Source organism: Telluria sp. ZT3P26, assembly GCF_059686035.1.
Map to the genome: position 1 here is coordinate 583999 of NZ_JCASII010000002.1, position 15943 is coordinate 599941.

At 63.9% G+C, this 15943-nt stretch carries 12 protein-coding genes; 3 read left to right on the plus strand and 9 right to left on the minus strand.

Translation table 11 applies throughout. The annotated features are described in order from the left end of the window. Positions 1-56: 56 nt before the first annotated feature. Positions 57-425, minus strand: a complete 369-nt coding sequence (locus AC56LN_RS10445) for a hypothetical protein (protein WP_499571478.1) — start codon at positions 423-425, stop codon at positions 57-59. Between the two features lie 303 nt (positions 426-728). Here AC56LN_RS10445 and AC56LN_RS10450 point away from each other — a divergent pair, with 303 nt between their 5' ends. Continuing rightward, positions 729-1307, plus strand: a complete 579-nt coding sequence (locus tag AC56LN_RS10450; RefSeq protein WP_499571480.1) for a cysteine hydrolase family protein — start codon at positions 729-731, stop codon at positions 1305-1307. 15 nt (positions 1308-1322) lie between these two features. Here AC56LN_RS10450 and AC56LN_RS10455 read toward each other — a convergent pair whose 3' ends face one another. Further along, positions 1323-2945 carry a methyl-accepting chemotaxis protein gene (locus AC56LN_RS10455; RefSeq protein ID WP_499571482.1) on the minus strand — a complete coding sequence of 541 codons (1623 nt, stop codon included), beginning with the start codon at positions 2943-2945 and terminating at the stop codon, positions 1323-1325. 229 nt (positions 2946-3174) lie between these two features. Here AC56LN_RS10455 and sodC point away from each other — a divergent pair, with 229 nt between their 5' ends. Continuing rightward, positions 3175-3696, plus strand: coding sequence for a superoxide dismutase [Cu-Zn] SodC (gene sodC / locus AC56LN_RS10460; RefSeq protein WP_499571485.1), 522 nt, complete (start codon positions 3175-3177; stop codon positions 3694-3696). 83 nt (positions 3697-3779) lie between these two features. Here the strand turns inward: sodC and AC56LN_RS10465 are convergent, their stop codons facing one another. From AC56LN_RS10465 to AC56LN_RS10495, 7 genes are all read right to left on the minus strand, one after another. Beyond that, entirely contained in the window at positions 3780-7325 is a 3546-nt protein-coding gene (locus AC56LN_RS10465) for a pectinesterase family protein (protein ID WP_499571487.1), read from the minus strand. A 91-nt stretch (positions 7326-7416) separates the two neighbouring features. Beyond that, entirely contained in the window at positions 7417-8001 is a 585-nt protein-coding gene (locus AC56LN_RS10470) for a hypothetical protein (RefSeq protein ID WP_499571489.1), read from the minus strand. A 207-nt stretch (positions 8002-8208) separates the two neighbouring features. Beyond that, positions 8209-9264, minus strand: a complete 1056-nt coding sequence (locus tag AC56LN_RS10475) for an AI-2E family transporter (RefSeq protein WP_499571491.1) — start codon at positions 9262-9264, stop codon at positions 8209-8211. Further along, positions 9257-10108, minus strand: a complete 852-nt coding sequence (locus tag AC56LN_RS10480; protein ID WP_499571493.1) for an alpha/beta fold hydrolase — start codon at positions 10106-10108, stop codon at positions 9257-9259. The genes AC56LN_RS10475 and AC56LN_RS10480 overlap by 8 nt, the downstream gene beginning before the upstream one ends. Before the next feature lie 103 nt (positions 10109-10211). After that, positions 10212-11843: a M28 family peptidase gene (locus AC56LN_RS10485; protein ID WP_499571494.1), complete on the minus strand. Its 1632-nt coding sequence runs from the start codon at positions 11841-11843 to the stop codon at positions 10212-10214. Positions 11844-11952: 109 nt separating this feature from the next. Beyond that, positions 11953-14205 carry a M28 family peptidase gene (locus AC56LN_RS10490; protein WP_499571496.1) on the minus strand — a complete coding sequence of 751 codons (2253 nt, stop codon included), beginning with the start codon at positions 14203-14205 and terminating at the stop codon, positions 11953-11955. Positions 14206-14287: 82 nt separating this feature from the next. After that, positions 14288-14947 carry an energy transducer TonB gene (locus AC56LN_RS10495; protein ID WP_499571498.1) on the minus strand — a complete coding sequence of 220 codons (660 nt, stop codon included), beginning with the start codon at positions 14945-14947 and terminating at the stop codon, positions 14288-14290. Positions 14948-15291: 344 nt separating this feature from the next. Here AC56LN_RS10495 and AC56LN_RS10500 point away from each other — a divergent pair, with 344 nt between their 5' ends. Beyond that, positions 15292-15942 carry a response regulator gene (locus tag AC56LN_RS10500; RefSeq protein WP_183554407.1) on the plus strand — a complete coding sequence of 217 codons (651 nt, stop codon included), beginning with the start codon at positions 15292-15294 and terminating at the stop codon, positions 15940-15942. Position 15943 lies beyond the last annotated feature (1 nt).

Genomic DNA, 15943 nt, shown 5'->3' on the forward strand with positions numbered 1-15943 from the left:
GCGAAACGGCACCCTGAGGGGTGCCGTTTTTTTTCGCCTGCGTTTTTTGGAATGGATCAGGTGACGCTTTTGCGGTGCCAGACATAGCCCGCGACCAGCCCACACAAAGGCAGGCCAAAAGCCGCATATGCCTGTAGAAAATACGCAGTGCCTTGTTCGATGCGCAGGTGAGGGCCAACATCAAATGAGTGAAGTTCCAGGAACAGGCTTGTGAACCACAATGCGACAGGTACGAAGCAGGTGACGCCTAGCCACGGTTTCATGCGGGCGCCAACGAGGCAGATGATCGCTACAGCCAGACCGATTTTCCAGAAGATATCTGCAGAGGGCTCCTTGTCACTGACCTCGGCAAACACTGCCGCTGGGTAGACCAGTATCGTCAGCGTGACAAGTTTCAATATTGCACGGTGAGTGGGATGTGGCATTCCGGACGCCCTCCTGATTGATGTCCTCGTTGACCAAGTGGCTCGGTGAGATCGACCACCAGAGGATAGTCATCCACTCCGTGTCGTTTTGACTTATGCCCGTTCAAGCCGGGAAGTCAGCGACACAGCAGGTCGATGCGCTGTCTTGGCAACGGCTGCAGTTCCGGCGCAGAAAAGACAAGCGACAGAACGCCGCCACGTTCACCAGATGCAGACCTGCCGGAACCCGCGACCTATCAGATAGGCCCTAGTTGCAGAGCATTCTGTTGTGGTAATTTGGCTATCTCACTATGGAGAATCCGCATGCCCCAGCCACCAGCCCTGCTCATCATCGACATGCAACAGGGCATGCAATCCGCAACCCTGCCACCCCGCAACAACCCGACCGCCGAGGACATGATCGCGCGCCTGCATACGGCTTGGCGGGCCGCAGGGCACCCGGTCGCCAGCGTCCGTCACATCAGCCGTTCGCCGGACTCCGTCTTCGCGCCCGGACAATCCGGCGTGGAATTCCAACCCCGCTTCCACCCGCTGGCCCATGAACACGTGGTCGAAAAGAACGTCCCCGATGCCTTCGTTCACACCGGACTCGAGCGCTGGCTGCATGCGCGTGGCATCACGCACCTGGTGATCGTCGGCGTCAGTACCAATAACTCGGTCGAAGCCACCGCACGCACGGCAGGCAATCTGGGGTTTTCCACCATCGTGGTGTCGGATGCGACCTTCACCTTCGACAAGCCAGACTTTGCCGGCACGCACCGCAGCGCCGAGGCCGTTCATCTGATGGCGTTGGCGAACCTGCACGGCGAGTACGCCGAGGTCATGTCATGCAACGACGTGCTGCGCCGCTTTGGATTGAGCGACGCAACAATGGGAGCCTGACACGCGGCGTACGATTCAAGCCGGGCTGAACGCGCCCAGTCGCAACGCAGGCTTTTCAGTCTGCACGGCCATCCGGGGGCTCGTCGCCGCTGACTTGATGGTGCTTGTGGAATCAATCTTGAATGTACCTACCAGACCGGATAATGTCGTTGCCTGATTCTGGAGGGATGCCGCTGCCGCTGCGGCTTCTTCGACCAGCGCGGCATTCTGTTGGGTGACAGCGTCCATCTGCGAGATTGCCTGATTGATTTGCTCAATCCCGGAACTTTGTTCGCGGCCGGCCATCGTGATTTCACCAATAATCGTACTCACGCGTTTGACACTGTCCACAACGTTGTCCATCGCCGAACCAGCTTCAGAGACCAATTTATTCCCGACATCCACCTGGTCGACCGAATCGGTGATCAGTGCCTTGATTTCTTTTGCAGCGGCAGCAGAGCGGTGCGCAAGATTGCGCACTTCGCCGGCGACCACGGCGAACCCCCGGCCTTGTTCACCCGCACGAGCCGCTTCCACCGCCGCATTGAGTGCCAGGATATTGGTCTGGAACGCAATGCCATCGATGACGCTGATGATTTCCACGATCTTTCTAGCCGAAGCATCAATCGAACTCATCGTGCTGATCACTTGTGACACGACGGCGCCGCCCTTCGATGCGGCATCCGACGCCGACGCGGCCAGCGCAATCGCGCTTTGTGCATTGGCATCGTTCTGCTGAACGGTGCTGGCCAGTTCTTCCATGGAGGACGCCGTTTCCTCCAGCGAACTGGCTTGTTCCTCGGTTCGTGATGACAGATCCAGATTGCCATTCGCGATCTGGCTGGATGCAGTCACGATCTCGTCTGTGCCGCTGCGAACCTGACCAACAATCGTGGACAGTTTTTCACTCATTGCCTTCAAAGCGCCGAGCAGTCGTCCGGTTTCATCATTGGAGCTGGCGACGATCTGGCAAGTCAGATCACCACCAGCAACCGTTTCCGCAACCTTCACCGCTTGTTTGAGCGCATTGATCAGGTTTTTCGTCAGCATGATCCCCATCGTGGCAACCACTGCGGTAATCACGGCGGCAATGCTGATGGATAACCAATTCGAGCGCGCCGCCGTGGCTGAGGCCTCGTCCGCATGTTCCTTGCCAAGATTTGCATTGAACTGACGATGCGCTTCGATCGTACTGGGGACTTTGAGACCGACTGCCTGATTTGCAAACAACAGATCGCGCGCTTCGTCGGACTTTCCGCTATCGACAAGCGTTTTTATTTTTCGAAGCAACACGTCGTAATCGTTCAGCGCCGCGCGATCGGCATTCAGCAGTGCCTTGTCTTCATCATTGGACAAGTTCTCTTTTTCATACTTGTCAAATGCGCCAATGACCTTTGCATGGACCGCATCCATCGCCTTGGAAAGCACCGCGCGCTTTTCAGGATCACTCAACGCCATGTATTGCCAGAGTTGCGTACGTAACTGGGCAGCGGACCCCGCCGCTTCCGCCAATACAAGCAGACTGGGGACAGTGTTGACGTTCGTATAATTTGTACTGTCATAGACTTTTGCCATCTGGGAGATGCCCACGCCTGCGATGCTCATCAGGCCCGCCACCACAATCACAATAAACGCGTACAAGCGTTGTTGAATAGTCATTTTTTCCTCACTACGAGTCACGAAAAATCGGGTTATTCAATTAAATCATTATTTTCATTACTGTGACTAGAAGGTGGCCGAGATTTTTAGAAAGGTGTTGCATACGTGAATTCAATGTAGATTTTTAGGCAATGCGGCCATACGAGGTCTGCCGAACACCCCCTCCGGATGGAATGGTCTACACTCACTTGTCTTTTCAATATCCCGAAATTTTGCCAAGGAGTGAACCATGAACAAACAATGGATGAGTGCTGTCCTGTTCGGCGCCGTGTGCGCCTCCGCCAGCGCGGCTGACATGTCGGTCACGCTGAAAATGGCCACCGATAAAGGCGAAGGCGCCAGCATCGGTACCGTGAAGATCAGCGAAAGCCAATACGGCGTCGTGTTCACTCCTGAACTCAAGGACCTGACCCCGGGCCTGCACGGCTTCCACGTGCACGCCAACGGCAGCTGCGCGCCAAACCAGGCCGACGGCAAGACGGTCCCTGCAGGCGCCGCTGGTGGTCACCTCGACCCGGCCAACACCAAGAAGCACAGCACCCCATGGGGCGATGGTCACCTGGGCGATCTGCCAGGTCTTTCCGTTGACGCAAAAGGCATGGCCACCAACCCGGTGCTGGCCCCGCGCATGAAAATGGCGGACCTCAAGGGCAAGGCCCTGATGGTGCACGTCGGTGGCGACAACCACGCTGATCATCCTGCGCCACTGGGTGGTGGCGGCGCCCGCATGGCTTGCGGCGTGATCCAGTAATCCGGTAACCGAACAAGCAGCAAACGCGCAGGGCCCATCGCTTGTACACCAAGCGATGGGCCCTGCGTCATTTCAACCCTTCGTTACGGCTGCGGATTCCAGCCTTCGCCGGCGCTGAACGCCGCGAACACCTGGGCGCGGTTCGAGAAACCGGCTTCCACTTCGTCAGCGCTCAGCCGGTAGCCGCCAACCCGGCGCGACAGGTCCAGCGGCACGCCGGCAAGGTCAGTGCTGCCGTATTCGCGCCAGCCACTCACCGCATTGGGCACCACCGGATTGGGTGCGGGCTGGCTGTTCACGCCCAGCCCGGCCCAGCCTGCGGGCGCCACATGCCGGTCCATCCGGGTGTTGATGAACGCGATGTTGTCGTAGCTCGCGGTGCCGCCCGGGCTACGCGCCAGCCAGGTGGCGCCATCGGGCACTTCGCTCTTGAGCGGGCCGCGGCCCGGGCCACGCGTCAGCGCGCTGTTGAGGAACACAAAGCCCTTGTCGACCGGATTGATCACGCGCGCCTGCAGCACGTAACCGCCGCTGGTCGGGCTGGAGGTGTCGCCGATCGTGCGGATCTCGCTTTCCTCGAATAGCGCGGCGCGGCTGCCGCCCCAGATGAAGTCGACGTTGCCCGATACCAGGCTGCGGTAGAACCAGTTGAATCCCTTCAGGTTGAGCGTGTCCTGCTCGCTGTAGAACGCGCTGTTTTTCGCGATCAGGCGGCCGCCATCATTGTTGAAGTACAGCGTTTCGGCCTGGCCGGTGGTGGGGCCGCGCAGCGTCGTGTTGTCGATGCTGAGGGTGTCGAGCACGAGCATGTCCGACGTCTCGACCAGCATCACGGCGCGCCCGCCGGTCGCCGCTGCGGCAGCGTTTGCCACCTGGCTCGCACCGGTAAAGGGATTGAGCGTGTTGTGGTTGGTATAGCGGATCACGACGCCGTCACGGCTCTGGCCCACGATGCTGACATTGTCCTTGCCACGCAAAAAGAGCAGCTCCTCGTACACGCCGTTCATCACCCGGATCGTCACCGGCTCGGCCTTGGCGAAATTCTGCATCGCGTAACTGAGCGCGCCCTGCACGGTGCGAAAATCGGCCGCGCCGTCATCATCGACCGTCACGCTCGCGCCACTCGGCGCAGCCGCGCGGGTGGTAAACGTCCATCCACCCGGTTTGCCGATGCCCCGGAACGGCACACCACCAAGGCTGGTGCCCGTGAAGACGCCGTCAGCAATGGCCACGTAATACCCCGTGTTGTAGTCCAGCTTGTTGCTGTGCAGCTTGATGGTCACCGTGTTGCCGGCAATCTGGATCGGCGTCGTGTTGACCTTGCGGATCTGGTCCTGGCCCGGATAACCGAGCATGTCGGTTTCACCGGTCAGCTTGATCACATCCACCAGTGCATCGTCCGCCTGGCGGAAGACGCGGATCGTGCCGCCGTTGCCGAGAACCGGCGGCTTGTCGAACACCAGTTTGAGCGTGCTGTCGACGTAGGCGGCACTTTCCATCGCCGCCGGCACGGCGACACCGTCGAGCTGGTACACCTGGGTCGGCTGGATGAACTGCGGCGCAATTGTCACCGCAATCGACCGTGTCATGGTCGCGTCCGAACCGGCCCGGAACAGGACAGTGGCCGTGCCCGCACCCACCGGTGCAATCGTGGCCATCGCGCCGTCGAGCGTGACGGTAGCCACCGCAGGATTGCTCGACTCGGCGGTGAAGCTGTCCGGCGTGCCGTCGGCCGCCACCGCAGTGACCTGCACCTGCAGCGGCGCATCGCCGGCTTCGGCGGCCCAGGTAGGCGTGCCGGGGGCAAGCGTCAGCTGCACCGGTTTCATGCGCGGATCGCCGATGCGCACGTCGTCGATCTGGAAGCTCTTGTTGGCCGTGTACAAGCCGACCCGTCCGCGCGCGGCAAAGCTGCTGTCGGTCACCGAGCCGAGATTTTCACCGTCGAGATACACCGTCAGCGTGGTGCCAACCATCTCGAACCGCACCGTGTAGAACTGGGCATCCATCGCGATCGGTTTGCGCACCGCGCGCTGCCGGTTGAGCGCGCTACCCAGCAGCTTGACGATCTCGACCTGGGTGCTGGTGGTGGCATTCTGCACGTTCAGGCCGGCGCCGTACCAGTTGTTGGCATCGACGTAGCGGGTGACCAGGAACAGGAACTTGTTGCCCGTGGTGCCATTGGTCATCGGCCGGATGCGGGCTTCGACGAAATAATCGCCCGACGGCACGGCGCCCATCTCGCTGTCCTTGATCAGGGCCAGCACGCCGCCGGTGGTGGCGGCCGTGTATTGCAGCACCTTGTTGGCGCTGCCGGCAGCTTCCGTCACCACGCTGAAGGTGCCGTTCGGGCCCGGCAAGGGCTTCAGGTCCCATTTGGCGCTGCCGCCATTCTGGAAGTCGTCGCAGAAGTAGAAGCCCGTCGCAGGGCAGGCCAGCGTCGGGCCGGTATCGACGACGACCTTGCCGCTGCCGCTGATGGTCGTCACCAGTTTGCCGCCGCCGGCCTGCGCCAGCGCGTTGGCCTTGACCAGCGGGATCGGCCGCGCGCTGAAGGCATACGGCGGGGTCCAGCTGACGGTCGTTGGCACGCCGCAGGCGCCGAGGGGTTTGGCGTTGAGCAGCGAACCGGTGTCCTTGAAGGCGCCGGGAATCGTGCCGCCGAAATTCTCGACGACATCGCTGCAGGCGGTGGCGCCCGCGACCTCGAACACATTGTTGTTCGACAGGATCTTGGCGGCATGGCCGACGCCAACGTAATAGCTGGTGGCGTAGACCGGGTGCGACGTCGACCCGGCATAGTAATTGTTGAATAGGTGCACCTGGCCATAGCGCACGCGCGGTGCGCGGCTGGTGACGTCGCGGAACACGTTGTTGCTGAACGTGACGCGCAGCTTGCCCTCGTCAGCAGTTGCGCCGTCGCCGCTGCCGACCAGGTTGTTCTTGTTGTGCTCGCCGAAGACGTTGTACGACACGGTGACGTAGTCGGACGCATTCGTGATATCGACCGCGCCGTCATGGCACTGCTTCACCTTGCCGTTCTCGACCGGCAGGAAATTGTCCGTGCGCGGGGCGTCGGTGAAACTGTTGTGGTCGATCCAGACATGGGTCGAGCCCGTCACGGAGATCGCGTCGAAGGCGCTGTTCCAGTTGCCGCTCGAGCCGTCGTTCGGGTCCCAGACGGGCGCGACGTCGCACGGATTGACGAGCTTGAGGTTGCGGATGATGATTTGCGAGACGTTCGACACGATGATGTGGCCGTTGACGATGCCCGCATTGGCGTCGCCGATCAGCGTCGTATTGCTTTTCAGGCGCACCGCGCCGCGTGCCGCCTGGTCCGCGTTGCTGGCATAGGGCTGGCCTTCGCTCATGTCGAGTACGCCGATGAGCTTGATGATCTTCCTGTTATCGCCGCCGTTCTGGATCGCGGCAAGCAGCTGGGCGCGGTTGTTCACCGTGTAGATCTGGGATTCGATGGCATTCGCGCCGCCGACGGTGCCGCCGGCTTGGCTGGCCCAGCCGTCGGCGGGGGCGCTCTGGCGCGCCGGATCGACGGCGGCCGCAGCGTGTCCGCTGCTGGCAAAAAGTAGCGCAGCGCACAGCGCTGCATGCAAACCTGGATAGTGCATGTGGTTCTCCTGGTGGAGGAAATGAGGCCGCAAGCCCGCCGCCGCGCTCGAAGCGCTGCCGGACTGTCCTTGAATGGCTGGAGACGCGAGGTCAGGCGCGTGGTTTGCGTCCCTTGCGCCCGTTTTGCACGAGCGCCAGTGCCGCCAGGCCGCCCATCAGGATCGCAGGTGCGCCGGGTTCGGGCACTTCCACTGCCGTAGCGGTTTCGAGGCGCGCGCTGAATGCGCCGAACTCGCTCCAGTCGACCCCGCTCAGGTCGAGCGCGATCGTGTGACTGTCGATGATCGACAGGCCAGGAATGCCGGTGACGCCGCCCATGCCGGTCAGCGTGAACGCCGTGACCGGCAGTGCGTTACCAAGATCGAAACGCATGCTGTAAGCGCCGGGCGCGACGGCGTAGTTGGCGATCACGGTCAGCATGCCGTCAGCAGAAAAGTCGATCCCGAACAGGAAGTCCGACGTGAAGAACTCCACGCCGGTATCGGTAGGGTCGAGCTTGCTGGTATTGGCGCCCGGTCCGGCCGCGAAGCCCTGATCCAGCCCGAGCATGCCGTCGGCGGCGCCGTTGTAGGTGGCGGTGATGCTGGCGTCTTGCAGCCTCAGGGGCGCGGCGTGCACGGCCCCCTGGCCCAGTGCGACGAGCGCAAGGGCTTGCAGTAGGTAGTTGGTTTTCAAGATGTCTCCGGCTTGTATTTTTTAACTGCGAAGAAGGCTCGATGTCAGAGCCCGTGCCGATCTGGTTGATGCGTCAGGCCACCGGATGATGCATCGCGCCTAACCGGTTCATCGATTCTAGATTGGCCCAACCAAATTCGCAAGTTGGTAAACCAAGACGGGAGATTATTACAACAATTTTAATGTTTGACGCCAGATAGCCTGGCGTCAGTTCAACCAGCGAACCCGTTTCAACTCGGCTTTGACGAACGCGTAGATCACCGGCGCGGCAACCATGCCAGCGGGGCCGAACATGATTTCGAAGGCGAACAGCACGATCAGCAGTTCCCAGACCTTCGCGCCGATCCGGTGGCCCTGAATCCGCGCGCTTAGGAAATATTCAAGCTTGTGGATGACAAGAAGGAACACCGCTGAAACAACGGCGGCCGGAAACGCAACGCTCAGCGCGATCGTGCAGATCAGGGTATTCGACACGATATTGCCCACGACAGGCAGCAAGCCAAAGAGGAACGTCGCCAGGATGAGGGTTTTGACGTAGGGCAGCTCCCAGCCCAGAACCGGCATGACAACCAGCAGGTACACGCCCGTCAGCGTTGCATTGATGGCGGCAATCTTGGTCTGTGCCCAGGCCACGTTCTTGAAAGCGGTGGCCAGCATGCTCCAATGGCGGTGCCAGGTCCGGTAGAAGACGGAATGCCTCGCTTCGTCGGTCGGTGTGACCGTAATGCTCACTGCGGCCAGCACCCCTGTGATCCAGCCGATCACGGTCAACAGCAGGCTGCGCAGGATGCCCGAGCCAATGCCCGCGACCGCATTGACATGCTCTTTCAGGGTGTCCGACGCCAGTTCGCGCATCTCGAAGAGTGATTGCGGCACGTACTCCGCCAGCGCTGGCGGCAGGAACTGCTTGATCTGCGTGATCGTCTCGGCCACCTTCAGCGAGAATGCACGCAACGATTCGCCTTCGAGCAGCCGGACCACCAGAACGCTGATGATGGCGAGCACCGCGATCGACCCCAGGCCAACCACGAAGCTCGCGATGAATTCGTGCGAGCGCAGCTTTTTGTACAGGTCGCGCGTGCGCAGGATGCTCAGCAGGCCGCGCGTGAGCACGAATGCCAGGAGGCCGGCGAGCAGCGCTGGTACCGCGTGCAGCGTCAGGGCAAGAAGCAGGCAGGCGACAAAAATCGCGGTCGCCGCGTCGCGCGGGAGATTGAATTTGTAAGTGGTCATGACGTTCTGGTCAGCGTCGTGGTCAACCATCGCTGGCTTGCTCCCGCAACCAAGCCAGCGCCGACGCCGCGCTGTTCAACACCGAAATATGCCCGTCATCCGGCCGCTGCCACAGCCGCGCCGAGCGGCAGCTTCGCGCCAGCCATTCGCTGTGCGCACACGGCACGACGCGGTCCTGCGCCCCATGCACCAGCAGCACCGGCTGCACGATGCGCGCACAATCGAAGCCCCATGGCGCGACATACGCCAGGTCGTCGTCGATCAGGCCACCCGGACCTTCGCTGAGCGCCGGCCGGACCACGCTGTCGAACCACGACCACGTGCCGGACAGCTCGGCCCAGTCCTCGGGCGTGAACATCTCGCGATCGAATTCCTGATTGAGCCCTTCGTGCTGCACCTTGGCCGCATGCCCCTGCGCGGCGGCCCGCAGCGCTGCCGCGCCCGACGCGGTCATCCCCTGGAACCAGTCCAGGCCCCCCGCATCGAACGGCGCCAGGCCCGCGATGCTGACGGCCGCGATGACCCGTTTGGGCAGCAGCGCGGCGCAGGCCAGCGCGTGCGGGCCGCCCCCCGAATGGCCCATCACGGCGAAGTGCTCGATCCCGAGCTGGTCGGCGATGCGCGCGACGTCTTCGGCGCACGAGGCGACATCGCGGCCGCTTCGCGCGCTCGAGCCGCCGTAGCCGGGCCGGTCGTAGCCGATCCAGCGGATGCCCATTTCGAGCGCCGCAGCAAACAGCGGGGCGGGCGGCTTGCCGATGTTCGGCGTGCCGTGGTGCCAGAATACGGTCAGCTCGGGTTCCTCGAACTCCGGCTTCCAGTCGTAATAGTGCAGCACCCGGCCATCGCCCAGCGTCAGTTCGTTCTCCTGCATTGCATGCCTTTCATCGCTCGATGGCGTGATGCTACAACGAGAAACGGGCTGGCGCGCACTCGTCATGCACGCCAGCCCGTTCAGGCCCTGCTACGGAAGCGAATTATTTCGCCGTTTCGCGTGCCTTGCCAAACGGGTCGCCCGCTTTCCAGGTCGGCATCTTCGGTGCATCGGCCACCGCGCGGCCCAGGTTCAGCGTGAACTGCGCCTGCTGCACCATGCCCGACAGATCCCAGCTCGGATCGTATTCGTCGCCCACCTGGTGGTATTTGGCGCGGTAGGTCTTGGCCTTGGCGTTGTTCGCGTCGGCATCCTTGACCCAGCTGCTGCCGTAGCCGACCGAGAAGGCGGGCACGCCGGCCTTGGCGAAGCTGAAGTGGTCGCTGCGGAAGTAGCCGCCGCTCAGGTCCGGTTTGCTCGGCGCAATGACCATGCCCATCGATTTGGCGACGCTGGCCGCCATCGCGCCCAGTTCGGTGCGCTCGCTGCCCGGCACGCTGACGTCCTTGACCAGGCCGACCCAGTTCAGGCTATCGAGGTTCAGGTTGGCGGCGGTCTTGGCGATCGGCCACAGTGGTGCGGCCACATAGGCGGCGCTGCCCAGCAGGCCTTGCTCTTCGGCGCCGACCCACAGGAACATCTGGCTGCGCTTGGCCGGGTTCTTGACCGCCTCGGCGGCCATCGCCAGCAGCGCGCCGGTGCCCGATGCGTTGTCGACGGCGCCGTTGAAGATCGTGTCGCCCTCGGTACCTTGCTTGCCCATGTGATCCCAGTGCGCCGAGTAGATCACCACTTCGTCTTTCAGCTTCGGATCGGTGCCCGGCACGATGCCGGCAACGTTGAACTCTTCCAGCGAGCGCACCTGCGCGCGCGCCTCGCCCTTGACGCGGGCATTCAGTGCGACCGGCTTGAAGTTTTTGTCTTCGGCGGCGGCGCGCAGCTTGTCCAGATCCTGGCCGGCGGCTGCGAACACCTTGCGCGCCGTATCGTCGGTCATCCAGCCCTGCAGGCCGCTGCCTACCTTGCCTTCGGTGAGCTGGAAGCGCTCGGCGTTGGCCCAGCTGTTCTGCACCACGCTCCAGCCATACGAAGCCGATGCATCGGTGTGGATCAGCAGGACGCCGGCTGCGCCCTGGCGCGCCGCTTCTTCGAGCTTGTAGGTCCAGCGACCGTAGTAGGTCAGGCCCGCGCCGTTGAAGCGGGTCGCTTCGGTGGCGGTCGGCGCCGGATCGTTCACCATCATCACGATCACTTTGCCCTTGACGTCCATGCCCTTGAAGTCATCCCACTTTTCTTCCGGCGCCACGATGCCGTAGCCGACGAAGACCAGTTCGGCGTCGAGCGTGTGATCGGCCTTGCCGTCGCCCGGGCCCCAGACCCAGTCCGCGCCGAACTGCAGCGGCACGGCCTTGCCGTTGGCGACGATGCCGACATTGCTCTTCTCGGGCAGCGAGCGCACGCCGGCGATCTTGACCGGCTGGCGGAAGCTCTTGCCGTTGCCGGGTTTCAGGCCCACGGCGGCGGCTTGCGTTTCAAGATACGTGACGGTCAGCTCGCCGCCGCGCTGGCCGGTGCCGCGGCCTTCGAGCACGTCGGACGACAGGAACGCCATGTGCGCGCGCAGCGGCGCTTCCTGAACGGTGGCCTTGGCCCTGGTCTGGGCATGGGTCGGGAAGGCCAGCGCCAGGCTGCCGGCGAGGACGGAGAGGATGAGGGAAGAGACGATCTTGTGCATGGATTCCTGCTGCGAAGTAAATGCCGCGAAGTTGACGCTGCATAGTTAATCAAGCCATTCATCGGGAAGGGCGCACTCGTGGCGCGCGGGGCCATTTTATGACAACTTGTCAGTAAAACCGCAGGATATCGGTCGACATCGTCGTGCCCACCTGCGGCGCCACGCCTTGCCGGTCCGCGGGCAAGAGATGCCGTGGCAGGCCGGGGATGTGTTCCTGCACCGTGATGGCGAAGATCTCGTTGGGCTCACTTTCGATTTCCAGCTGCAGCACCCGGTCCTGCATCCCGTACAGCGACAGCGACCACGCGCTCTCCGTCGCGCTCAGTATCACCCCGTCGACGCGCGAGCGCAGCGCCCTGGCGCCGTGCATGGCCAGCGCGATATGCGGGGCGCGGTTGGCCGAGCGCACCGTGAATCTGGCCAGCCGCACCTTCCCGACGTGGTTGCGCAGGATGAAGCACTCGGGGAACGCGATCGCATCGTCGCGCGGCGCGACGGCGTACCACTGGGGCGCGCTGCGCAGGCCAAAGACTTCGACGAAGACGGTCGGCCTGGCGCGGCCCGCGAACAGCTCGCGGCGCCAGTCGTCGAGCGGCTGCTGTGGCAGCAGCCAGTAGGCGCGCCACGCGTTCATGTCCTTGTAATAGACCAGCTGCTCAAGGTTGGCGGGTTCTACTTCTTGTCCATGGCGCGCCGGCGCGCCATCCGGCAGTGCCAGGCAGGCGGCCAGCGCAAGAGCCAGCGCGCCGCTGACGGCGGCCCTGCTACGCAGCATCAGCAGGGGGCTGGCAAAGCACAGCATGGGTAGCGCCATCAGCATCGGCGGAACATGCATGTGGCCGGGGGCCAGCAGGCGCCAGGCATCGCGCAGCGCCGGCGGGAGCAGGCTCGCGGCCGGCGCCAGGCCGGCCAGCAGCACCAGCAGGCGTACGCTGGCGCCTTGCCGTTCGCCCCAGCGCGTATGCAGCAGCGTGAAGGCGCCGAGCGCCGCGACCAGTGGCCAGGCCAGCAGCGGGGCGAGCGTTGGCAGGAACACGGCGGCAAAGAGCAGCGCCAGCGTCGGCCAGGCCAGCGCGCCGAGCACCGTCGCGGCCGTGCCGACACTGCGGCGCAGCAGGTACAAGCCGGCCACGAACACACCGGCCGTGACGACGGCAACGGTCAACGGCAGGCGGTGTTCACCGGCCAGGCCGGCGGCGGCCAGCTCGCGATCCCAGCTCCAGGTGCCCACGCGCGCCACGAGCAGCAGGAAGCACACGCCAAACGCGCCCTGCGCTGCATCGAGTACACCGTCCTCACCGAACTGTCCGCGCCATGCGCGCGCCAGCATCAGGCAGCACAGGATCGCCGGCACCCACACCAGCCACGCCGCATGATGGACGGGACCGATGACCGGCAGTGAAAAATAGACGTGCGCTGCCTGGCCGCCGGCTGCCAGCGGCGCGGCGCCATAGGCGCGGGCCAGGCGCAGCATCGCGTCGCCCAGTTGACGCGGCGCGGTATCGGCCGAACGTGGCTCGCCGCCCCCGAACAGCAGCACCGGCGCATCGAGCCGGGTCAGTGGACCGATATGGGGCGCGTCCCCCAGCAGCCATGCCAGCGTCGCGTTCGCGGACGTGCCGCGCAGTTCGGGCGCAGCCTGCATCCAGCCCGCCAGGGCCGGCGCGCCCGCATGGCTGGCCTCCAGCATGCGTAGCGGGCCATCGACGGTGCCATCGAATTTGAGCGCCATGCCGATGCGGCTTGCCAGCGGGTGCTGTTCGACAAATCCCCGCGACCCGAGCATGCCAACGCGCTCGCCGTCGGCAAACAGCAGCACGATATCGTTGGCCGGCGGGGCGCCGCGCAAGGCGCGCGCGGTGTCGAGCAGCGCGCTGGCGGTGGCCGCACCTGGCAGCGCGTCACGCGGCGCCGCGCCGCTGTCGTAGTGGGTTGCCAGCAGCAGGGCGGGGCGCCGCGCAGCATCGGGCGCGCTGCCGGGAATCGTCGCGACGACGTTGTGCACCACGCCGATCGTGTGGTGGATGCCGCCGAAGAGCCGCGTGACCGATGTGCGCACGGTGGCGCGCTGCACGGCTGGCGCCAGTCCCATCGCGCGCAGTTGCAGCACCAGGTAAGCGCGCGCCTGCGCATTGTCGCTGCCCCCGATCGAGCGGGGGCTGGCAGCCAGCACCCGCTGATGGTCGTTGGTGCGCGCGGCCCATGCGGGTGACGCGACCGACGCGACGGGGGCCGGGGCGACGGGTGGCGCCAGCGCCAGCCAGGCCAGCATGGCGAGGGCGGCCAGTACGACGGCGCCGGTGAGAGCGTGCATGAAACCGCTGACGTTGATGGCGGGTGTTACGGCGCGTACGGCATCCATTGGTTGTTCTCCATGCACCTGTCATAAGGGCGAAAAAAAGCCCGCCGGATCAAGAGGGCGGGCGAAAGAGGGGCGGTCCTGGTTACTCGAGTGTCCAGACATAGGCGAGCTTCGCCCATCCGGCTTCGGCGACGCCGCCATGCATCGCTGGCTGGAATGTGCACGTGCTCAGCGCGTTGACGGCGGCGCGGTCGAGATCGCGCGAGCCGCTCGACGACTCGATGCGCGCATCCTGTACGCGGCCATCGGCGCCGACCAGCAGCGCCAGCGTCACGGTGCCGGTGTCGCCATTGCGCGCGGCGCGCACCGGATAGTCAGGCTTGGCGCAGCCATTGGCGTCGGCCAGCACGGCGCTGCGCACCAGGGCGTTGCTGGTCAATGGCTGGGCGGGTGGCGCGGTGGGGGATGGCGTTTGCAGCGGCGGGGCCGGCTCTGGCGCTGGCTCGGTGCTGGCCTGGACGGCAGGTTGGGGTGGCGGCGCGGCAATCTCGACCTCGACCTTCGGCACCACGATGTCGGGTGGCGCCGACCGGACTTGCGGCTTGGGTGGTTCGGGCGGCGGCGGCGGCGGTATCTCTGGGGTCGTCCACACCATGGGCTCGTCAAAAATGGCGGGCAGCGAGATCGTCTTCGCATTCATGACGTGCATGACGCCCACGGCAACCAGCACGTGCAGGCCGGCGACGAGAACAAACTTGCCGGCCTTGCCGCCGGCGCCATCGTGGATCCAGGAACCATGCATATCAACCTCCTGTGGTGTGTTGAAGGGTGCATATCTACCGCTGATGGAATCAATATATGCTAGAGCCTAGCAATTTGCAAATCCATAACGAAGTAATTTTTATACCTGTTGTATGCGCATCCGACTGCGCAGGATAAGACGGATTGTGCCGGATGCATCAAGCGGTCGTCCTGGCGCGCCATGCATCGCATCCCTTGCGCGGCCTTTTTACCCATCGCTTCCCCGCCCGTTGTGTGAAATAATTCCCCTCTATCCCGGGGCCCATTGCCCCGGCCGTGCATGTCGCATCCAGACCTGCACGCGCAACGCATGTGCACCACAGGCCCCCGCGCCAGGAGAACAAATTGGCAGATCAGAACAAACCCATCCGCGTCATGCTGGCCGACGATCACCCCATCGTCATGACCGGTTTCGCCATGTCGCTCGAAGCGGCCGGCATGCAGGTGGTGGGCCAGGCCAAGACGCCGAGCGAAGCCACCGCGCTGTATGCGGCCGAGCAGCCCGACGTCGCCGTGCTCGACATGCGCTTCGGCACCGAGCTGACCGGCATGGATGCGGCGCAGGCCATCCTCAAGTCCGACCCGTCGGCCAAGATCGTTTTCCTGAGCCAGTTTGATCAGGACAGCCTGATCAAGGAAACCTACCGCCTCGGCGCCCACGCCTTCGTCACCAAGGATTGCGACCCGGCCGACCTGGCCACCGCCGTGCGTCACGCGCACGAGGGCAAGCTGTACTTCCTGCCGCATATCGCCTCGCGCCTGGCCAGCATGGCCGTGCGCGGCGAAGTCACGCCGCAGTCGCAGCTCGACGAGCGTGGCCTGGAAATCTTCAAGTTCATGGCCGAGGGCATGACCAACGCCGAAATCGCCGAGCGTCTCGACCTGTCGACCAAGACCATCAGCAATATCAGCCAGTCGATCAAAGAGAAGCTGGGCGTGCACCGCCAGGCCAGCATCACGCTGCTGGCCGTCAAGCACGGCCTGATCGAGCCGTAAG